The organism is Acaryochloris marina MBIC11017 (assembly GCF_000018105.1).
In the GTDB taxonomy this organism is placed as follows: domain Bacteria; phylum Cyanobacteriota; class Cyanobacteriia; order Thermosynechococcales; family Thermosynechococcaceae; genus Acaryochloris; species Acaryochloris marina.
This window is the reverse complement of record NC_009925.1, coordinates 1,028,312-1,049,286: the sequence shown is the minus strand read 5'-3', so window position 1 is coordinate 1,049,286 and position 20,975 is coordinate 1,028,312. Positions and strand designations below refer to the sequence as shown.

Annotated in this window: 20 protein-coding genes and 1 tRNA gene; 15 read left to right on the top strand and 6 right to left on the bottom strand. The window is 47.9% G+C overall.

Translation table 11 applies throughout. The features are described 5' to 3' along the window. Window positions 1–11: 11 nt before the first annotated feature. The 7 genes from AM1_RS04805 to AM1_RS04775 all read left to right on the top strand — a co-directional run bounded on the left by AM1_RS04805 (window position 12) and on the right by AM1_RS04775 (window position 6,813). Complete coding sequence (locus tag AM1_RS04805; protein WP_238549164.1) at window positions 12–749, top strand: peptidylprolyl isomerase; 738 nt, start codon at window positions 12–14, stop codon at window positions 747–749. Window positions 750–900: 151 nt separating this feature from the next. After that, window positions 901–1,206, top strand: a complete 306-nt coding sequence (locus AM1_RS04800) for a GNAT family N-acetyltransferase (protein ID WP_083776694.1) — start codon at window positions 901–903, stop codon at window positions 1,204–1,206. 48 nt (window positions 1,207–1,254) lie between these two features. Then, a complete protein-coding gene (locus AM1_RS04795; RefSeq protein ID WP_012161674.1) occupies window positions 1,255–2,418 on the top strand; it encodes a beta-ketoacyl-ACP synthase in 1,164 nt (387 codons plus the stop codon). Window positions 2,419–2,634: 216 nt separating this feature from the next. Continuing rightward, window positions 2,635–3,684: a hypothetical protein gene (locus tag AM1_RS04790; protein ID WP_012161673.1), complete on the top strand. Its 1,050-nt coding sequence runs from the start codon at window positions 2,635–2,637 to the stop codon at window positions 3,682–3,684. Window positions 3,685–3,870: 186 nt separating this feature from the next. After that, entirely contained in the window at window positions 3,871–4,803 is a 933-nt protein-coding gene (gene trhO, locus AM1_RS04785; protein ID WP_012161671.1) for an oxygen-dependent tRNA uridine(34) hydroxylase TrhO, read from the top strand. Between the two features lie 5 nt (window positions 4,804–4,808). Continuing rightward, a complete protein-coding gene (locus AM1_RS04780; protein ID WP_012161670.1) occupies window positions 4,809–5,462 on the top strand; it encodes a glutathione S-transferase in 654 nt (217 codons plus the stop codon). A 355-nt stretch (window positions 5,463–5,817) separates the two neighbouring features. After that, complete coding sequence (locus AM1_RS04775; RefSeq protein ID WP_238549163.1) at window positions 5,818–6,813, top strand: fatty acid desaturase family protein; 996 nt, start codon at window positions 5,818–5,820, stop codon at window positions 6,811–6,813. Between the two features lie 303 nt (window positions 6,814–7,116). Here the strand turns inward: AM1_RS04775 and AM1_RS04770 are convergent, their stop codons facing one another. Next, window positions 7,117–8,268 (bottom strand): L-dopachrome tautomerase-related protein, encoded by a 1,152-nt coding sequence (locus tag AM1_RS04770; RefSeq protein WP_012161668.1) that lies wholly within the window; start codon window positions 8,266–8,268, stop codon window positions 7,117–7,119. Between the two features lie 152 nt (window positions 8,269–8,420). Between AM1_RS04770 and AM1_RS04765 the strand changes: the two genes are divergently transcribed. Both AM1_RS04765 and AM1_RS04760 read left to right on the top strand, forming a co-directional pair. Then, window positions 8,421–8,681, top strand: a complete 261-nt coding sequence (locus AM1_RS04765; RefSeq protein ID WP_041659181.1) for a hypothetical protein — start codon at window positions 8,421–8,423, stop codon at window positions 8,679–8,681. A 16-nt stretch (window positions 8,682–8,697) separates the two neighbouring features. Next, a complete protein-coding gene (locus AM1_RS04760) occupies window positions 8,698–8,991 on the top strand; it encodes a hypothetical protein (protein ID WP_148215674.1) in 294 nt (97 codons plus the stop codon). 91 nt (window positions 8,992–9,082) lie between these two features. Here the strand turns inward: AM1_RS04760 and AM1_RS04755 are convergent, their stop codons facing one another. The 3 genes from AM1_RS04755 to AM1_RS04745 all read right to left on the bottom strand — a co-directional run bounded on the left by AM1_RS04755 (window position 9,083) and on the right by AM1_RS04745 (window position 12,272). Then, complete coding sequence (locus AM1_RS04755; RefSeq protein ID WP_012161667.1) at window positions 9,083–10,096, bottom strand: TIGR00266 family protein; 1,014 nt, start codon at window positions 10,094–10,096, stop codon at window positions 9,083–9,085. A gap of 249 nt (window positions 10,097–10,345) precedes the next feature. Then, on the bottom strand, window positions 10,346–11,815 hold the full coding sequence (glcD, locus tag AM1_RS04750; protein WP_012161666.1) for a glycolate oxidase subunit GlcD: 1,470 nt from the start codon (window positions 11,813–11,815) through the stop codon (window positions 10,346–10,348). Between the two features lie 169 nt (window positions 11,816–11,984). Then, window positions 11,985–12,272 carry a cell division protein SepF gene (locus tag AM1_RS04745; RefSeq protein WP_012161665.1) on the bottom strand — a complete coding sequence of 96 codons (288 nt, stop codon included), beginning with the start codon at window positions 12,270–12,272 and terminating at the stop codon, window positions 11,985–11,987. 633 nt (window positions 12,273–12,905) lie between these two features. Here AM1_RS04745 and nadA point away from each other — a divergent pair. Then, window positions 12,906–13,871 (top strand): quinolinate synthase NadA, encoded by a 966-nt coding sequence (gene nadA, locus AM1_RS04740; protein ID WP_041659169.1) that lies wholly within the window; start codon window positions 12,906–12,908, stop codon window positions 13,869–13,871. An 86-nt stretch (window positions 13,872–13,957) separates the two neighbouring features. After that, window positions 13,958–14,389, top strand: a complete 432-nt coding sequence (locus tag AM1_RS04735) for a hypothetical protein (RefSeq protein ID WP_012161663.1) — start codon at window positions 13,958–13,960, stop codon at window positions 14,387–14,389. Window positions 14,390–14,422: 33 nt separating this feature from the next. Here AM1_RS04735 and AM1_RS04730 read toward each other — a convergent pair. Next, a tRNA-Leu gene (locus tag AM1_RS04730) sits at window positions 14,423–14,504 on the bottom strand. Window positions 14,505–14,686: 182 nt separating this feature from the next. On the opposite strand from AM1_RS04730, the gene AM1_RS04725 reads away from it, so the two are divergent. Then, on the top strand, window positions 14,687–15,871 hold the full coding sequence (locus tag AM1_RS04725; protein ID WP_012161662.1) for a GNAT family N-acetyltransferase: 1,185 nt from the start codon (window positions 14,687–14,689) through the stop codon (window positions 15,869–15,871). Between the two features lie 7 nt (window positions 15,872–15,878). Here AM1_RS04725 and AM1_RS04720 read toward each other — a convergent pair whose 3' ends face one another. Beyond that, window positions 15,879–16,679: an undecaprenyl-diphosphate phosphatase gene (locus AM1_RS04720; protein ID WP_012161661.1), complete on the bottom strand. Its 801-nt coding sequence runs from the start codon at window positions 16,677–16,679 to the stop codon at window positions 15,879–15,881. An 86-nt stretch (window positions 16,680–16,765) separates the two neighbouring features. Between AM1_RS04720 and AM1_RS04715 the strand changes: the two genes are divergently transcribed. The 3 genes from AM1_RS04715 to AM1_RS04705 all read left to right on the top strand — a co-directional run bounded on the left by AM1_RS04715 (window position 16,766) and on the right by AM1_RS04705 (window position 20,648). Continuing rightward, window positions 16,766–18,310 (top strand): phytoene desaturase family protein, encoded by a 1,545-nt coding sequence (locus tag AM1_RS04715; RefSeq protein ID WP_012161660.1) that lies wholly within the window; start codon window positions 16,766–16,768, stop codon window positions 18,308–18,310. Between the two features lie 222 nt (window positions 18,311–18,532). Further along, the gene (gene map, locus AM1_RS04710; RefSeq protein ID WP_010477256.1) at window positions 18,533–19,360 is read left to right on the top strand and encodes a type I methionyl aminopeptidase; all 828 of its coding nucleotides are present in this window, start codon (window positions 18,533–18,535) and stop codon (window positions 19,358–19,360) included. A 94-nt stretch (window positions 19,361–19,454) separates the two neighbouring features. Next, window positions 19,455–20,648, top strand: coding sequence for a clostripain-related cysteine peptidase (locus AM1_RS04705; protein ID WP_012161659.1), 1,194 nt, complete (start codon window positions 19,455–19,457; stop codon window positions 20,646–20,648). The last annotated feature ends 327 nt before the right edge of the window (window positions 20,649–20,975 follow it).

Sequence of the window (20,975 nt, the reverse complement as noted above, 5' to 3'; positions counted from 1 at the left end):
TGTTCTTATTAATGGCATGTAGTGCTCCTTCCAATTCCTCAGGTACATCAGATACGGGTGGCGCGTCACCATCTGGTTCTCCTCCATCTGAAAGCACTCAAGAAGACAATTCAGAAACGACTGGGGTACCGGGTTCAGAATCAACATCTCCCTTAGCCCAACTACCACAACTACAAGGGGAAGCTACGGTAGTACTGCAAGTCAATGGGAAAACAATCACCCTGGCCATTAATGGTAAGGATGCTCCTATTACAGCAGGGAACTTTATCGATTTAGTTGATAAAAAAGTGTATGACGGTACTGCTTTTCATCGGGTAGTTCGGACTCCCTCTCCCTTTGTTGTTCAAGGGGGAGATCCACAAAGTAAGGATCCTAATTTCCCTGTACAACGGCTGGGGACTGGTAGCTATATTGATCCCGAGACGAAACAAGCCAGATACCTGCCTTTGGAAATTCTGCCAGAAGGGGCTGAGCAAGCCGTTTACAGTAAAACGTTGAAATCGGCAGGAGAAAACAAGCCTCCAAAATTACGACATACTCGGGGGGCGGTCGCCATGGCTCGCTCTCAATTACCTGATTCAGCGTCTGCCCAGTTCTATTTTGCCCTTGCCGATGTAGATTTCCTAGATGGGAGCTATGCCGTCTTTGGTTATGTGACAGAAGGTATGGACGTTGTGGATCAGATCCAACAGGGTGATCGCATTGAATCTGCAACAGTTACTGCAGGGATTGAGAATCTAAAGCGATAGGCGGGTATTTGTGGCTCTATGGCCATGGTGGACTGCCAAGTACGATTAGCAAACTTAGGTGATAGTCATATATTGCTAAGTTTGCTGATTGCTTTTCATGAACACTTGCAAATGCCGATAGCCAGTCGAGAAAAACTGTACCCTGCATTTAATGATGTTGATGAAAGATCCGATGTGTGATTTCACCCTTGCAGTGGCGGCAAATGAATCAGGCGTAGCATACACACAAATTCACTATTTTTACTCCTTATGGTCTCTGGGTTTAGAAGCCAAGCTTAAGGATGTATACGTTATTTCTGAAGCTCAGGGACAAGGGGTGGGTTCCCGGTTACTGGCTTTCGCAATTGATCGGGCTCGACAACGACAATGTCGGCTAATTGCGTTGAATACCAATGAGAGAAATATAGCTGCCAAAAATCTCTACGCTCAAAACGGATTTAGCTGCCAACCCTTATGATGGCAAGGTGGACAACAACTGTGGTTTGAGAAAATTTTGTAATCCTGCATGATAGCCAAAGTTGTTGTTACTGGAATGGGGATAGTCTCAGCCCTAGCACCTAGTCTGGATAAGACTTGGCAGCGACTACTGTGTGGTGAGTCAGGGATTCAACATTACCATCCTTTTCCAGAGATCCCTGCCCAACCTTTAGCCTTGGTTGGTTCTCAGCCTAGTCATCTTGAAGACTTATTAAAACCTGCTTTGTCTGAAGCGTTGGACGATGCAGGCCTAGCACCACCGATTACTGATTGTGGTGTTGCTATCGGGTCTAGTCGCGGTTTTCAATTTCAATGGGAGAAGGGAGCATCTGCTTATCACACCTCCATTCCCTCTTATGGTGAAGAGAGGTTGCTTTTAGCTGACCCAGAGCAACTTGTCCACATTTATGGCGTGTCTCCTGCCTCAATCGTTGCCCAGTCTATTGCAGCTCAAGGCCCTATTCTTGCGCCCCGTGCTGCTTGTGCTACAGGGATTTGGGCAATTGCTCAAGGAGCTGATCTGATAAGGGCAGGCTATTGTTCGCGAGTGATTGTCGGTGCTGTTGAAGCCCCCATCACACCATTGACCCTCGCTGGGTTTAATAAAATGGGTGCGATGGCTCAATCAGGTGCCTACCCTTTTGATCAAAACCGGGAAGGGTTTGTTTTAGGGGAAGGGGCCGCTATTTTAGTTCTAGAAGAAGAGTCGGTCGCTCAGAAACGACAGGCCAAAATATATGGTCAAGTCTTGGGGGTAGGATTAACGGTGGATGCCTATCATATGACTGCACCTGAAACCAGTAGGCGGGTTGCCATAACCGCTATTCAAGATTGCCTGCAGCGCAGTGGTTTAAAGGCATCGGATGTTGGTTACATTCATGCCCATGGCACGGCCACTCATCTAAATGATCAAGCAGAAGCTGTGGTAATTAAAGCACTATTTCCACCTGCAGTCGCCGTTAGCTCTACAAAAGGAGCTACAGGACATACATTAGGAGCATCAGCAGCCTTTGGATGCATCTTCAGTTTGATGGCTCTTTCTCATAAAGTACTTCCGCCTTGTGTCGGCTTGCAAGAGCCAGCGTTTGACCTGAATTTTGTTCGTGAACCCCATAGGCATAATGTGCAGTCTGCCTTATGCCTAAGCTCTGGTTTCGGTGGACAAAACACGGTCTTAGCCTTATCTTCATGAGCATAAGTGTGGAAGGATACATTGCGTTTTGTGCGGCAACTCTTTCCGTAATGAGTGGGGATTGAGAATGATGGATCTCTTTGGCAATGAATTGGGCACACTGGATGCAAGCTATTTAATGGGGTTATGAGAAGTGGGTAGTTCTTTCTGCCCAAACTAAAACTTGCTAAGCTTCTTGTACTCTTTGCAGTAAATTTTGATCGTTTCTAAAAAGATATGTTTGAGGAAGTCAGTTCAAACCCTACATTAGGCACCGATGAATCTCAACAATCATCCGTATTGCCTACATCTCACGCCAGTATGGGGGCTGACGAACTCATGGATGAGTTGTTCCATGATCTGGAAGTGGGGCTGGATGATTCAAGCTTTGCCTTAGCAACGAGGGGAGATGAGCATGTAGGATATGCTTTGCTAGAGACTGGGGAACAAAACTCGTCTGATCGTCCTGGGGACGATTTATTAGTACCCTACACACCATTAGATTCAACTTTGGCTCTGAGAGAGGATCTAGAGGCTTCCCTTAGCCTTGATTTAGTATCCTCACAAAACTCTGACAAAAATCAACTAACGGGCAAACGTCTACTGATGACATCAGCATGTGTCTCCCTTGTAGGCATCAGTATGTTTTGGGTCGGACGACAATTGCGGTTACAGCATGCCCCTGTAGCAGCCGCCCCTCGATCGGCTATCGCGCTCCCTCAGGTTCCCTCAGAAACTGTGGCTTTTGCTGATTATGTTAGCCAGTCTTTGGAACGAATTCATCAAGAAACGAAAGCGGCAAAATTGGCTGCTGCCAAGGCTAGAACACAACCTAAACCGGTGGCAACACTCCCAAGCGCGGGACTCCCGAGTTTGCCAAATGTGCCTAAGGTGAGTGTTGCAAGCTCGACTACAGCTTCCATTCCCAATAATGTTGAGCGAGTGTACGTTCCTGTTACAGAAGCCCCCGCTCCTGTAGCTGCACCTAAACCTGCCAGTACACCGGTGATTGCTGCTGCTAAGGCCACAACCCAAGAGGATGAGTTGCCAGTTGTTAAACCCTTACCTTTAACCCCACCGAGCAATGGTGAGCGGAAGTTTTTAGGAGGGACTAACTTGGGTGATCAGCCTGTGTTTATGGTTTCGATCAATGGGTCTACCCGCCATATTAAGTTAGGGGAATCAATTGATGAAACAGGGGCAACTTTTGTTGAATTTGATGGCGAACAGAGTGTGCTAAAACAGGGCAACCAATTGAGATCTGTTACAGCTGGTCAATCTTTTTAGACATCTGATTGAGCCTCCTATTTGACTCTAGCCATATTTTCGGAAGATCGGTTGGGGCAATGTTTGGGCTATTGCAATATCTAGGATGTATGGGGATGTCCTAACATAGGAAACAGCTTGACGCATTAAACCTTCAGGGTGAAGGGTTTTGCCTCGCTTATTCCTCGATATTTTCAATTAACATTAATGTCTGAATTTTTAACGGTTGCCTTCTATAAATTCGTTGAGCTGCAAGATTATGCGGAGTTGAAGGCCCCTCTTTTAGCATGCTGCCAAGATAATGACGTTCAAGGCACGATTCTCTTAGCGACAGAAGGAATCAATGGTGCGATCGCAGGTCTCCCCCACAACATTCACACGGTCCTAGATTTTCTGTGTGGAGATCCACGATTTGCAGATTTAGCACCGAAGGAATCCTGGTCGGAGAAACGGCCCTTTTATCGCATGAAGGTCCGACTGAAAAAAGAAATCATCAAAATGGGGGTGCCAGACATTGATCCCACCCAAACCGTTGGGGAATACGTGAAGCCAGAAGACTGGAATCAGCTACTCGCCGATCCAGATGTGGTGGTTATTGATGTACGCAACGACTATGAAGTAGCCATTGGCACGTTTAAAGGCGCTATCAATCCCAACACTAAAAGTTTTTCAGAGTTGCCTGAATGGCTACAGGAACAGGCTGAATTGCAGAAGAAGCCGAAAGTTGCCATGTTCTGTACGGGCGGCATTCGCTGTGAGAAATCAACTGCTTTATTGCGGCATGAAGGATTTGAAGACGTTTTTCACCTGCAGGGGGGCATTCTCAGCTACCTAGAGAAAGTGCCAGAAGATGAAAGTCTGTGGCAAGGGGATTGTTTTGTCTTTGATGAACGGGTTGCCGTCGGCCATGGCCTTAAGCCGGGACGATATCAGCTATGTCGAGCCTGTCGCACGCCCATTAGTCCCGAGGATATGAAGTCGGAGCACTATGTGCCTGGCCAAAGTTGTCCCCACTGCTATGGCACCAAAACCGAAGAGCAACAACAACGATTTGCTGAACGTCAGCGGCAGATCGAGCTGGCTAAGCAACGAAATCAAGTCCACATCGGGGCGAAATATTCCCGTCATCAACCCGGCTAATTTCCATGGCAACCTATCCTATCTTGTATTCCTTTCGCCGCTGTCCCTATGCCATGCGGGCGCGATTGGCTTTAACCGTTAGCCAACAGATCTGTGAACTTCGGGAAGTAGTGTTGCGAGACAAGCCCCAGGAGATGCTGGATATTTCCCCTAAAGGAACGGTTCCTGTCCTAGTTCAGGTGGACGGTTCTATCCTGGAAGAAAGCCTAGAAATTATGATGTGGGCGCTTAAGCAACAGGATTCTGAAGTATGGCTTCGGGCAGATTCAGGGCAAATGGCACACCTGCACGCTTTAGTGGCGGCATGTGATGGTCATTTTAAGCATCACCTAGACCGCTACAAGTACGCCCAACGCTACGAAAACACCAATGCCCAAGAGCACCGGGCTGAGGGCTCTAAATTTTTGGAAACGTTGAATCATCAACTAGGCGAAACAACTTATCTTTGTGATCAGCACAGATCCTGGGCAGATATGGCGATAGCTCCATTTGTTCGCCAATTCGCCAATACCGATCGACCTTGGTTTGATGCTCAACCTTGGCCCCATCTACAGACTTGGTTAGGAGAATTTTTAGAATCCGACCTCTTTCAGCAAATTATGGGCAAGTATCCCCAGTGGAAATCCGGTGAAGTGGGTCCTTTGTTCCCAGGTCCCTAATCTCGTCATCTCGCTCAATATTGAGTCTTGATGAGATAACAAAAAAGCCTGTATATCCTTGAATGGCGACTTTTTGGAGGTCGATATACAACTTTTCACAGTTCTCAGTATTTCCTGATTTACTGTAGTGCTGGCCAACGTTCCATCATTATTTGATTAAGATAACTATCTGAAATCCAATATTTCTCATTTAAGGGCAAGGTTTAGATATAAAATTCGATCAACTAAACAGGTATCGAAATTGACAAATCCACAAGTTACCTTTGCCAGGAACGTCGGGTTTAGGAAAGAATTGAGCCGACGGGTTAACGAATATTTCGCCACAAACAATATCAGGCCTCGGGATAATCCAGCGATGTATTTCAAGACGCTAGTGATTACCGCTTGGACGCTGACCGCTTGGAGCATCATCCTCTTTGGGCCACCCAATCTTGCCATCAAGATACTGGGATGTGTGGCCTTAGGAATGGGAGTGGCTGGCTTCGGTATGAGCGTAGGCCATGATGCCAATCATGGTGGTTACTCGTCGAGTCCCCTGGTCAATCGGATTGTTGGCAGTTGTTACGACGTTATTGGTGTCTCTAGCTTTTTATGGAAATTTCGCCATAATCAGCTCCATCATATCTACACCAATATTGAAGGGTATGACAACGAAATCGAGGGAGATGGCGTCGTTCGTATGTCGCCCCATACGGACCATAAGCCTCACCACCGATGGCAACATTATTGGATTTGGTTTATTTATCCCTTTATTCCTATTTATTGGTATTTCAGAGATATTCAACGGTTTATCCGCAATACCCCCTATCAAACCAACACCCTTCCAACCAGGCAACCCATTGATTACGTCACCTTTTGGGTGGGGCGAATCATCGGTGTGTCGTTCTTTATGGTCACCCCTTATTTGGTGGGATACTCTCCCTTACAGATAGTGTTGGGTTTCTGTATCGCCTATTGGACCTATGGAGCCATTGTCTGTGAGATTTTTATGTTGGCCCATGTCATGGAGGGCATTGACTTCCCTAAGCCTGATCCCGAATCGAACCAGATTGAAGATGAATGGGCAATTTTTCAGTTGAGAACAACTGCGGACTTTGCGCCTCGTAATCCTTTCTTAAACTGGTATGTGGGTGGACTCAACTATCAAGCTGTACACCACTTATTCCCTCAAATCTGTCATATTCACTATCCCCAAATTGCTCCAATCGTGGCTGAAGTTTGCCAAGAATTTGGCGTCAATTATATGGTGTACCCAACCTTTGCAAAGGCTATCGCTTCTAACTACAGATGGCTAAGGTTGATGGCAATTGGCGAAGAAGAGGTGAGTTACTCCCAAGCAACAACGTCCTGATTCCGTTATCGATGCCCTTCAAGGTAGCTGAGAGATTAAGGATTCAGATGGCTTAAGCTAGCCAGCATATAAAAGCTGATATAGAAAGAGTCGACTTCCCAATCCTTCCAGTTCATGAGGCTCAACGTAAGTTAATTGGCTTAAGCGACTGCGTCAACGATACCCATTTTCCTGCTGACTTGTAATGGTTGGCAGGGAAATATCGTCCTAATGAGTTCAAGGGATTGATGGGCAGTTGAACTTTCAAGCTCAAGGATAATCAGCCATCTTCCTGGGATAAACGCTGGGGCTGAGATCTTGTTTTTATCGACCGACGCTGCTAGGTGCTAAAGCAGGGAACCGAACAATCAAAAAAGGTGCGATCGCATCATTGTTACCCCCATTTAAAGAAGGTGATTTGTGGAGTTGATTGACCGTTCCATAAACATAGCCATCGGGGCCAATTGCTAAGCCATCTGGCCAACTCAGTTTCTGATCGTCTTGATAGAGAATTTGATATTTGCCAGCGGCGTTGGTTACACCAATCGCATTTGCCGTAATGTCTGTAATGTAAATATTGCCAGCACTATCCGCCGTAATCCCGTCACTGATTGGTTTATCGCCATAGCGTTGGACTTTTTGCTTTAATTGCTGCTCATCTAAGGATTGATTCAATAAATCCGAGGTGCGAATTCGAAAGAGCGATCTGCCATTCATTGCCCCAAAGTAAACCCATTGATAGGCCGGATCGATGGTAATGGGATTAACGCCGATTCGGGCTGGAGTCTCTCCTAAGGAAATGACGCGACCGTCAATCTCGATATCGATGTCTTCTGGAACAGTATTTGGGCTACCTTGCAGAACTCTACGGGCTAAACCAGTCTTTAGATCAACCACAATCAGCGCAGCATCAGGTCCACCTGCAGTATCGGCAATGTAAATGGCTTCATGCTTGGCATCCACCGCAAAATCATTGAGAAAGGCATTCTCTGTGATCACGGGTGGGGGTAAATAAATCACCTGATGAAGTTCGTTTCGTCGCGTATCCCAGGCAATTAAGCGTCCTGTGGGAAAGGCGGGATTAGGATTATCCAAGAACCAAATATTCCCCCTACCATCTGCCTGAATTCCCAACGTATTGTTGAGACCTGACCAATTGGGAGGGCTGGCATCCGGGGCTTTCCCCCAATCTGAATTGGGATAGATTTGCCAATTTCTTTGATCAAGTACTTCGATGGCCCGGTTTTGGTTGCCAAAGAAGCTATGGACGCTACAAAAAATCCGCTTATCTGCCGTAACGGCAATATTTCCGACTTCTGCCCCCTGGGTGAGTTCAGCCACAATTTCTAGCTGGTTGGTGGAGGACTTGGCTGAGGCTCCGTGGGGAGAATGGAAGTGAAAGCCAATTAAAACTAGGCAGGTACAGACTGCGATCGCAACTTGTCTACGGGAAAGACTAAGATTAGGCCAATTCAATGGAGGTACTCCAAACATTTATCTAATGGCGATTAACCTTCAGATAAATGTGAATGTCAATGCCTAATTTTGGTGCTGAAGAGTAAGATTGGCACTAGAAAGCTTGAAAAGAATGACAACATCCGTTGTGCGGCAAATCTGACGCTCTAAGAATGATGATCATCATCGCTGACCTAAACTCGTCTTCACAGCTTATCGAAGATCTCGCATGGCCCTTCAATTTTGACTTGTCTCGTGCCGACGAAGACCCCTCTTGGATCAAACTCGATCCAGAAGTGCCGTTTGACGTGATCGCTGGTGAAAGCACCGGCGGTGTCTTTCTCGCATACGGAACGGGTGATCAGGATACGCTTCCAATTCTTCACGCGACTTCCGAAGGGCAAGCAGGCTGTGTGGTAAAAAAACTTGACTGAATTTCTCGGCATTCTTATGGCCGTTCCCTATTGGTGTGACTTGCTCAAGTTCTCAGGCAATGGTTCCCTCGCCGAGATGCACAAGACCGCCGTCTTCATGGAGCGTAAATACACCGATGATTATCCGGACCTACCAGACGCGCGAAACCGAATCATGAGTGTCTTGCCTATTCCGGATATCGATGATCCAATAAAGACTTTGCACGATTCAATCCATGCAACCGATTGCACGCTGATTGCTGACGACGGCTGGCGGTATGAATCGCTGTTCAACAGTTTTGTTTCCAGCGACAATCCAAACTGGCGTTGAAATCCGCACAAAGCCTTGAACCGGAGCACTCAGTCGGAGGAAAAATCAAAGCCTGCCGTACGTGCCTGGTTACAGCAGGTGTTAGCAACTCCTAAAAGTTATCACCATCTAGCAAGTCACCAAGGCTTCCTAGCAAAGATCCTTCACCACGACTACTCCCTCCACTTCTTTGAGGCGCTGCTGCTAACATCCGTCCTGCCATTCTAGAGAAGGGAAGAGATTGTAGCCACACATGCCCCGGTCCAGTTAGGGTCGCGAAAAATAATCCTTCTCCACCAAAGATAATGGACTTAACATTGCCTGCTTGCTGAATGTCGTAGTGGACAGAATCAGTCAGGGCAACGAGACAACCCGTATCTACATGTAAGGTTTCGCCCGCTTTCAGGTCCCGTTGAACCACCGTCCCACCGGCATGGAGAAAGGCCAATCCTGTCCCATCTAGCTTCTGCATAATGAAGCCTTCACCTCCAAAAAGCCCCGTCAGAATTTTCTTTTGGAAATGAATGCCAATTTGAACCCCTTTTGCAGCGCAGAGGAAACTGTCTTTTTGACAAATTAACCGTCCGCCATAATCACTGAGTTTGGCGGCAATAATCGTGCCAGGATACGGAGCCGCAAAAGCGACATGGGCTTTCCCTTGGGGACCGCCGTGGGTAAATACAGTTGTGAACAAGCTTTCGCCCGTAACCAGACGTTTGCCTGCGCCGACTAACTTATCCATAAAGCCCCCCTGAGACGCTTGGGCCGACCCATCACCAAAAATCGTTTCCATTTGGACTACGGCATCTTTGTACATCATGGCTCCCGCCTCAGCCACGGCACTTTCACCTGGATCAAGTTCGACTTCGACAAACTGCATGTCTTCGCCGTAGATTTGATAGTCAATCTCATGGGCTGCACCCGGTCCTACGGGAGGTGGGGGAGGGGGGGCCACAGCGGCAACAGCATCTCCCTGAAGTTCGGCCACTTGAGCAATGGGCAGCCAATCGGTAAATCCCTGTCGCCAGCAATAGCCATTAGGATTTTGTCTAGCTTGGTCAATCGCCTGCTTCTCGTCAAAGGGACCTAAGCGATCGCTGCCGTAGTTGAAATACCAAGTTGTCATGATGCTCTCTAATTGCCGCTCACCAAACTACAAATATCATTGCTCAAAGTCCACACAAGCCGTGGGAGCAAGGAACGATGTGATATAGCTTTCCCAGATTGCAGGCTACAGATTCAAGTCTGCAATGAAACGTTCAAATTTATGAAAGAAGAATTGGTACTGCAGCAGAGCACGGCAGCACAAGCTTCCGATGAAATTGAACATTAGCGAAAAGAAACCGAATCTGAGTGATTTTATGCAACACCTTGCTTAAAACAGCATTGCCCCATCAATCTCCACAGGTAAATGGGTATGGGCCCCTTCCCCACAGGTGCGAGGTGTAGGAAACACCTTGCCAGGATTGGCTAGCTCCTTGGGGTTAAATACATGGCGAACCCATTGCATCGTTTCTAAATCCGCCTCCGAAAACATATCCGGCATATAGCAGCGCTTATCCGCTCCAATGCCATGTTCACCGGAAATACTGCCGCCAACGCGCACACAGAGCTTCAGAATTTCGCCGCCTAACTCTTCCACCTTTTCCAAAGACCCCGGAACCGACTCATCATAAAGAATCAAGGGATGTAAATTGCCATCTCCGGCATGGAAAACATTGGCAATGCGGTAGCCAAACTTTTCACCGAGAGTATTAATTTCGCCTAAGACATAGGCCAGTTCTGTTCTAGGAATTACCCCATCTTGAACAAAATAGTTGGGACTAAGCTTACCAGCAGCCGCAAACGCTGCTTTCCGTCCCTGCCACAGCCTCAGCCGTTCTTCTGGCTCTGTGGCTACGGTGATATTTCGAGCACCATTTTGGCGGCAAATTTCTTTAACCCGTTCACTACTGGCATTCACTTCAACTTGCAGACCATCCAGCTCAATCAAGAGGATAGAACCCGCATCGCGCGGATAGCAGTCTGTTGCCACCACATCCTCCACCGCGTTAATGCTGAAGTTATCCATAATTTCCATACCAGCGGGAATCACACCTGCCCCGATAATGTCGGCAACGGTTTTCCCGGCGGCATCAATGGTGGTGAAATCGGCAAGTAGTACGGAAATAGCATCAGCGCTGCGTAAAATTCTCAGGGTAATTTCCGTGGCAATGCCTAAGGTTCCTTCCGACCCCACAAACACCCCTGTCAGGTCATAACCTGGCATATCTGCAACCTTGCCCCCTAGATCCACCACCTCACCATTGGTGAGGACCATTTTCATTCCCAAGACATGGTTGGTGGTTACCCCATACTTGAGACAATGAACACCACCAGAGTTTTCGGCAATATTGCCACCGATGGAGCAAATAATCTGGCTAGACGGATCGGGGGCATAGTAAAAGCCATTAGGTGCGACCGCCTGGGTCACCCAAGCATTAATCACCCCGGGTTGGACCACCACGCATTGGTTCTCAATATCAATTTCAAGAATTTTATTCATGCGTGAGGTGACAATTAACACACAACCTTCCGTGGGCATTGCTCCGCCAGACAAACCCGTTCCAGAGCCTCGAGCTACAAAGGGTATCTGGTTGCGATCGCAAATCTCTACCGCTGCTGCCACTTCTGCCGTTGTTTGGGGCAGCACAACTAAGCTAGGACGTTGCCGATAACTGGCTAAACCATCGCATTCATAGACGGATAGCTCCTCTGGGGTCACCATTACTCCGTCTTGGCCGACAATAGTCTGCATTTGTCGGATGATAGGTTGCCAATTGCGTTGAGTATCTGTGGCAATCATGAGGATATAGTCTGCAGTAAGGGGCAGGCCGCAATGACCTATGCCTAGCTTAGACCAGAATCATGCCCCACTCAGGCTGAGGAAGCTCAATCTAGGAGGCAACGCCCCTTTTGTTCGTGCTTCTGCAGCACAAATCACCATAATTTCGGATGGTTAGAGAATTAGAAGTTTAAGCAGATCGCTGATCCTGGAAGCCTGCCACTTCAATTTCTGTCAAGCTGTAGAGAAAAACGCCACTACCCACTTTCACGACATCTCCAGAGAGAATATCGATACTACCGGATAAAAAATCGATAATGCGCTGAGCTAGCTTAAAGGGTAGTTCAGAAACATTACACATCACCAGACAACCACTTTTAAGGTGATCGACTGCTTGTTGGGCTTCTTCAAAGGAGCTGGGCTTCACAACCTTAATCTCTGGTTGCGAAGTACCAAATAGAGGAATGATATTGTCCATGGTTCAAGTCTTGATGCTGAAACAGCTCAAATGGAATCGTGCTCAAGTCAACACACATCTGACCCAGTACCCAAAAGGAATACTGGACATCATCTATCTGAGATAATGCATGAGAGATAAGCGCTAGGCTCCTAGCGAATTAGTGAGAAAATTCAGCTAGTAAACGCCCATAACACTGACATTGAAGCAATAAGCTCCTCTCCCCCCTATCAGCTTTATCTTCCTCAAACCACACCTTAGTAGAACTAAGTGACTAAATGTAAGAATCTCCAGGTGGAAGAATAAACGAGACCAAACTAAATGTTGGTGAAAGCTGATGCCTCGATACCAGAAATATTTAATTGTGTAATCATTTGTCTGCACATAGGCTAACACTGATCCAATTTCCTTAACCCTTGCCAGGGATAAGCCTTACCTTAATTTAATATTTGAATATTTTGCTTCATCGTTCTTAGTCTTTCTAGAATGTCACTTCATCTTCGGAGTTATTTACTGGGAGACGGCAGACCTCTCAGCTCCGAAATAGATCCCTCGCAGAGAGGGTTCGCAGGGTTGGATTAGGCATTTTTGGTAAATTCAACTATAATTCTAGTTATCAACTATTAACCTTCGTCAAAAAATAGACGCTGACCAGTGTTTACAACTGCCCTCCGCCCAAATGATGTTTTGTCAACGCCCCATGATTTAGTGGGAGCGATTAATGATCTAAAGAAAGATCTCAATGCCATTGTCTTGGCCCACTACTACCAAGAACCCGAGATCCAAGATGTCGCAGATTACTTAGGGGACTCTTTAGGCCTCTCTCGCCAAGCTGCCGACACCAATGCTGAAGTCATTGTTTTCGCTGGCGTTCATTTCATGGCGGAGACGGCTAAAATTTTGAATCCAGATAAATTGGTATTGCTGCCTGATGTGGACGCCGGTTGTTCTTTGGCAGATAGTTGTCCCCCTGACCAATTTGCCGCTTTCAAAGCTGCTCACCCCGATCACTTGGTGATTTCCTACATCAACTGTACGGCTGAAATTAAGGCTATGAGCGACATTATCTGCACTAGCTCCAACGCGGTTCATATTGTCAATCAAATCCCTGCTGATCGACCGATTATTTTTGCTCCTGATCAAAATCTGGGTCGCTACGTGATGGCCGAAACGGGGCGGGACTTGGTGCTCTGGCAAGGAAGCTGTATCGTTCATGAAACCTTTTCTGAACGGCGGTTGATTGAACTCAAAACCAAGAATCCCCAAGCGGAGGTGATTGCTCACCCGGAATGCGAAGCTACCATTTTGAGACATGCCAGCTTTATTGGTTCCACAACAGCTCTCCTGAAATATACGCAAACCAGTCCCCTAGACACCTTTATCGTGGCGACGGAATCCGGCATCTTGCACCAGATGGAAAAGCAGGCCCCTGGCAAGCAATTTATTCCGGCGCCGCCTACAGGGAACTGTGCCTGTAATGAATGCCCCTACATGCGCTTGAATACTTTGGAAAAACTGTATGTATCGATGCGCGATCGCAAACCGGAAATCACGATGCCGGCAGACATTCGCCAAGCTGCCCTCCATCCCATTCAGCGCATGCTAGAGATGAGTGTTTGATGCCCGCCACAAATATAAGTGAAATCACGCTGTTTTGGGCAGAATAACCACGGTATTCTGCTAGTACAGTTTGGGAGAACATCCTGATGATTCCGGCAAATAACAGTAAGGAAGAGGAAACTCTCGCGCGATTCCTGAATAAGCTCCCCTTAGAGGTGGCTGAGTCCTTTGATGCCACACAGCGTCAGGCTCTGATGACGGCTTTAACTAGCTCTTCTCCACCCAGTCGGAAGTTGGATGTCCGTAAGTCCTTCTCGCTGTTGGGACGCAAATATTACTTTGTCGTTTTGCTAGGGAAAGATCGGAGAACTCATAAACGAGTGAGGATTGCCCAGCTAGAGGCTCATGATCAAGGCCTGCGTCGCTATCTTTCTATGGGGTTGGCGGGAAGCCTGCTGTCTGTTGTGGTGTTGAGTACCGCTTATTTGGCCGCATCAGCTGTCGGCGTTAACTTTTTTCCGCAAAGTCATGCAGATAATGTTCTGTTTGCCCCGCAAGCGGAAGCAAGCGAACCCTAGGGCTGATATTTCAATATTTTTAAGGAATAGCTATGCGGATGGCGAGAATCGAACTCGCAAGGCATAAGCCACACGCCCCTCAAGCGTGCGTGTCTACCAATTCCACCACATCCGCAAATTGGGAAGCGCTCCGACATCAGTCAGGGTGACTAATGCACAAAAGCTCATCTAGTATACCAACATATCCCTGGATGTCATCTGGGGGCTGAAAATTTTTGCCTATCTGTTGACCGACAACGATTTGAGAGGTCTCGTCTGGAGACTGAACAGGGGCAATTTTAGAAGAGGTGCTTGAGAATGTCCCAGATTTCCAATCAGCACTACGAGGTTGGCATCCCTACCACCTCCCGCCAAGTCCAGGCTTTGGGGCAAGTGTTAACTCAATGTTTTAATGTGTCTGCCGATCATTGGCAGACCTTTGCCCGGCAGCTGGGAAAAGATAATTTAAGAGTCATTTGCCAGGGTGATACCGTCTTGGGGGGCCTAGGGATTTATCCCATGGGCCAGTGGTTTGGCGGGCAGCGCATTCCCATGCATGGTATTGCTGGCGTGGGCATTGCCCCAGAATATCGAGGGGCAGGGGTCGCCCGGTCTCTGATGGCTGAAACCGTGAAAACCTTTCATCAGCAGGGCGTTCCATTAGCGACCTTGTATGCGTCCACCTCACAACTGTATCGAAGCGTCGGGTTTGAACAAGCGGGCACCTACTGTTGCTATCATCTGCCCACCCAGTCCTTGATGCTTAAAGATCGGAGTTTACCGGTCACAGCGATTGACTCCAGTGATTTAGGTGTCCTGGCTGAGCTGTATCAGCAGCGAGCCCAACAAACCAACGGCAACCTGGATCGCCATCTGGCAATTTGGGAGCAGATGCTGGAGGATGATACGCCTATCTATACCTATTTAATTGGAGAAGCGGACCACCCGGAGGGATACGTGATCTTTGCCCATCAGGTGGATGCTGGGTGTTACAACATCAATATTTACGACTGGGTGTGGCTCACACCCGCTGCAGGACAACGACTGTGGACCTTCTTTGCTGATCATCGGTCCTTGGCTAAGGATATCCAGTGGTATGGGGCTCCCGTTGATCCATTGCAGCTTTTTCTGGCGGAACAAACCTATCAGGTAAAGAAAACAGAACGCTGGTTGATGCGGATTGTCGATTTACCCAAGGCGTTAACCCTGCGGGGCTACCCATCTGCCCTGGAAGCAGAGCTGCATTTACAAGTAGACGATCCACTCGTGCCTGCTAATTCAGGCCAGTTTGTATTGCAAGTATCCCAAGGACAGGGGCAGGTGAGAACCGGGGGGCGAGGAGATTTGAAATTGAATATTCGCGGTCTGGCGCCGCTCTATTCCAGTTTGCTGACGGCCCAGGAGCTAAAGCTGCTGGGGGCTGTAGATGGATCGAGGGAGGTGCTAGCTTTGGCAACCACGCTCTTTAGTGGCCCTCAACCATGGCTGAGCGATCATTTTTAGAGGCGGGCTAGCCCATGGCAACTTTAATTAATGTGATCGCCGCAACGACCCAGAGGTAGGGGGCAAACCATTTGAACTGTCCCTTTTTTAAAACGGAAAACAGCCAAAGCAACGCGATGTAGCCCGTAACAAAAGAGGCAATAATCATGCCTAGAAGGGGAGCGAGTTGTAGTCCTTCTTCTCGCACTTCATCAATGCCCAAAATAGCTACACCAAAGGACACCACCAAATACATGAGAAAAGAAAATCGGGGGGCTAAATCGGAGGTCGCACCGCGCCACAACATAGTGGAAATGGTGCTGCCAGACCGGGAGATGCCTGGAATAACAGCACATCCTTGAGCAATGCCGCCAATGGTGGCATCCAGCCAGCTAAGGGACATGGCATTGCGCTTGAGACCGGACTTGGGGGTGAACCATAACACCAGCCCAGTCACGATCAAGGCAAAGGACACATAGAGAGGCTGATTGAGTTCCTCAAAAATGGGTTTCAAGCCCAACCCAATCATGGCTGTGGGGATGGATCCTAAAACCACCAGTAACGCCATTCGCCATCCCTCTTGTTGCCGAGCCGTAGACGAAGTCAGGCCCGCAAAAAAGCCAGATAAAGCTTGCCAGACATCTTTACGGAGGACAACTAGAACGGCGAAGAATGTGCCTGTATTGGTGGCGATATCTACATAAAGGGGTAGCTTTTCCCACCAACCTAAGTAATAGCTGGCGAGCACTAAATGCCCAGAGCTGGAGACGGGCAGAAACTCTGTGAGCCCCTGCACAATCCCCAAAATAATTGCTTGCAGTAAGGTCATAGGCGTTTAGAGGAGAAGAGAAATCGCGTTGTTTTAATATCCTTGGCGAATTTACCATTAATAACCGAGGTATGGAGTAACCAAGGATGGTTAAGGACGACCATTTAGATGTAATCATCATCGGCAGTGGCACTGGTGGATTGAGTTGTGGGGCGCTGTTGGCCCAGTATGGCCTTAAGGTTTTGGTCTGTGAAAGTCATACTTTACCGGGTGGGGCCGCCCATGGCTTCCAACGCCAGGGCTATACCTTTGACTCAGGTCCTTCTCTGTTCTCAGGATTATCCTTCAGTCCCTCCCCGAACCCCTTACGCCAGGTGCTAGATGCCATTGGTGAAGATTTAGAATGGGCAACCTACGGTACTTGGGGATGCTGTTTACCAGAGGGGAATTTCTTTACCTCGGTCGGGGCCGATCAGTTTTGTGAAGTCGTGCGGGAGCTGCGAGGAGAATCAGCGGTTGCCCAATGGCGAACTTTGCAGCAGCGAATGGAGCCGTTGAAAGAAGCTGCGATCGCACTTCCTGCTGCAGCAATACGATTTGACTTAGGTGTATTGCAAACCGTCGGTCGGTTTATCCCTAAACTCCTCAAGCAATTTCCCCATCTCGCCCAACTAACCGGCCCGTTTAGCCAAGTAATTCAGGGGCAGGTCACGGATGAATTTCTGCTTAACTGGCTGGATTTAATGTGTTTCCTACTGGCGGGGTTACCAGCGGATGGGATTATTGCGGCGGAAATGGCCTTTATGTTTGGGGAATGGTATCGCCCGGATGTGGTGCTGGATTATCCCATGGGTGGCAGTGGTGCGATCGCAGAAGCGCTGCTCCGAGGGTTGACAAAACAGGACGGCCAGATCCGATTCAGTTCCCATGTCGAAGAGATCCTGATTGAGAACCATCGAGCAGTTGGTGTGCGGTTACGAACCGGGGAGGAATTGCGATGCCGACAGGCGGTGATTTCAAATGCGTCTTTCTGGGATACGGCTGCTATATTGCCCGCTTCCCATAGCCGTTACCGACAACAACAAACGTTGCCGGACTGCCCTAGCTTTATGCATTTTCACTTGGGAATTGATGGGCAGAACCTGCCCTCAGATTTAGCCTGTCACTACATTGTGGTGAATGATTGGCAGCAAGGAGTAACGGCCCCCCAGAATGTAGTTTTGGTGTCTATTCCGTCCCTGCTAGATCCCTCACTTGCCCCTGAGAATAAGCATGTGATTCATGTTTATACCCCTGGCAATGAACCCTATGACATCTGGCAGGGGTTGGATCGGAACAGTTCTGACTATGCTCAGCTTAAGCAACAGCGGGCAGAGGTGATGTGGCAGGCTTTGGAACGGATTATCCCCGATATTCGATCCCGTTGTGAGGTGTCCTTGGTGGGCACACCCTTAACCCATGAGCGATTTCTACGTCGCCATCGGGGTACCTATGGACCGGGGATTCGAGCAGGTACTGGGCTTTTCCCTGGCCCCAAAACGAAAATTCCGGGTCTGCTTTGCTGTGGCGATTCCACTTTTCCGGGGATTGGTATGCCTGCGGTTGCGGCGAGTGGATTCTTAGCGGCCCATGCCTTAGTGCCTGTGCAAAAACAGCTGAAAATGCTTCGGCATATTGGCTGTGTGAATTAGAGCCTTGAGCTTCATGGGGCTATGGCGAGGGGCAAGCACAATTCTCAACAAAGGTAAGAGGCGTTGGTCAGTATGATAATTCCCCCTTATGGCAGTGCCTATCTGCCTATGAAGGAGAATTTGGCGCTATCCTTATGGATAGGGTGATCAATTCATGTAGCTTGCTGCTGCATTGTTCAGTCGATTGGTCTATATCCACAGCAAACCTGTCTTCAAAAACGCATGAACATTCTCTCTAATCTATTGGCACAGCCTGCCCAGCCCTCTGTACCGAAGCAACGAGGTCGAGGGATTGAAATCAAGTCCAAGCGTGAGATTGAAATCATGCGACAGGCGTCCCGAATTGTCGCCACGGTTCTGAAAGAAATTTCTGAATTGGTGGAACCGGGCATGACCACGGCTGATTTGGATGCCCATGCCGAAAAGCGAATTCGCGAGATGGGAGCCACCCCTAGTTTCAAGGGATATCACGGTTTTCCCGCTTCTATTTGCGCCAGCATTAACCATGAAGTGGTCCATGGTATTCCCAATCCCAAAAAAGTGATTCAGTCAGGTGATGTCTTAAAGGTTGATACGGGCGCGTATTTTGAAGGCTTTCATGGCGATTCCTGTATTACCATTGCGGTTGAAGAAGTTACTCCTGATGCGGCCAAACTCATCAAAATAGCTGAAGAATCCCTCTTTAAGGGTATTGAGCAGGTTAAAGAAGGCAATTACCTCATGGATATTGCCGGAGCTATCCAAGACCATGTGGAAGGAAATGGTTTTGTAGTGGTAGAAGACTTTACTGGACATGGGGTCGGTCGTAATCTCCACGAAGAACCCTCGGTGTTTAACTATCGCACCCGCCAGATGCGCAATGTCAAACTTCGCTCTGGGATGACGTTAGCCATTGAGCCGATTCTCAATGCGGGTTCCAAGGTGACCAAGATTCTCAAAGATCGCTGGACGGCAGTGACGGTTGATAATGCGCTGTCAGCTCAGTTTGAGCACACCATTCTGGTCACTAAAACTGGATATGAAATCCTGACAGATCGCAATCTGGTGTAGAACAACGGCCTCAAAGGCCTGGCTCAAAGAATCTCCTAGCCTAGGAATTGATTGTGCGGTCCCACTCGCATTTCTGAACTGCTTTAAGTTCCTTATGAAACGAAGGAAGTTTATTCAGTCTGCGATAGGCGCAGCTTGCTTGCCTGGGATAGTGAGCCGTGAATTAAACTTTGCTCAAACGGCCCAATTGGCTTCAGCCCATGCACGCTATAAATGGGCTGTTTTGTATTGGATGCCCTACGACAACGACTTGTCACATTTTGGTGAACCCATTATTGAGATGTTGGTCTGTGGGACCCAAAACACTGACGTTGTAATAGCCGTGCAATCTGACTATTGGGGAAAGTCCCGAATGCGTCGTCGTCAGATTATTAAGGGTACTGTTACTGAGATCAAGGTTTTAGAAGAAGACAGTAGCGATCACACTGCTTTAGTCGCGTATTTGAATTGGGCCAAGCAAACCTTTGAAGCTGAGCATTGGGCTGTCATTGTTGTGGGTCATGGCGGCAAGATCAATGAACTGAGTCCAGATGATCACACCCATAATCGTCAGACGCGCACCTGGATGAGCGTTGACCAATTTACCAAAGCTATCCGTCAATTCAACCAATCGACGCAGGGCCAGGTTGAGTTACTGTATTTTCAAAATTGCAATAAAGCGACCCTCGAAGTGATTTACGAAGCCAAGGACTGTGCACGATACACCCTTGCCTCGCAACTTACCTTGGGTGCCCCAAATTACTACTATGAGGATTGGCTGAAAAAACTTGACGCGTTAGCAGATGGACGTGAAGCTGCCCTTACCATCATGGATACTGAAAGGGCTAATATGTATCACACCCTGACTTTGGTGGATAATCAAGCTGTTGAGGGAATTCCTGAACAACTTTCAAAATTGCTCCAGCCCATTCTTCAGGGTCGTTTACCTTCACTCAGTCAATTAAATATTTCCACTTATCCATACTTCGGTGAGTTGCATTGTGATGCACTCATGCTATTCCAGCGTCTCTCGGAATTCAGTGAACAAAGTGAGGATGAACTCATTGAATTTACTGATTTTCTCAAAACCTCGGTGATAGTGTCCCATAAGACTGGAGGACAACTTTTCGGTCCCCCTCTGCCCCATTCTGAGTCTGAAGTGTTGTGTGGTTTAGGTTTATATTTTCCTGAAACTCAACAAGATGTGGCCCGCTATTCTTCCTTAGCCCTATACCAGGGCGTGAACCTAGTGGGGCTATATACCCGTTTAGTGGAGGGGCAACCGACTCAGAATATGCCTGGGTATTGATCTAGGCTCATAGGCTCAATGCAGAGAATGGTTCTGTTGAGGCCTTTGTAGCGTTCTAAAGAAAGACCACTCTGTGCTGATCTGTGCTGACACTCCCCTGACATTTTATCTGGCTATTGCTATCCCCAGCACCAACCACTGATGCCAATGGGTGGGTTGAGTTAAAAATGCACTTAACGAAAAAAAGGAATAAAGTAGAACCTCTTTGATTGAATTATATTCACAAACAAAATAAATATTGCTCTTCAAATTTTCATGAGCTAGATTTGAGGCAGATATTTGGGGAACTATTGTTTTAACGTCTCTAATGCATCTTCTGCTGTTTTA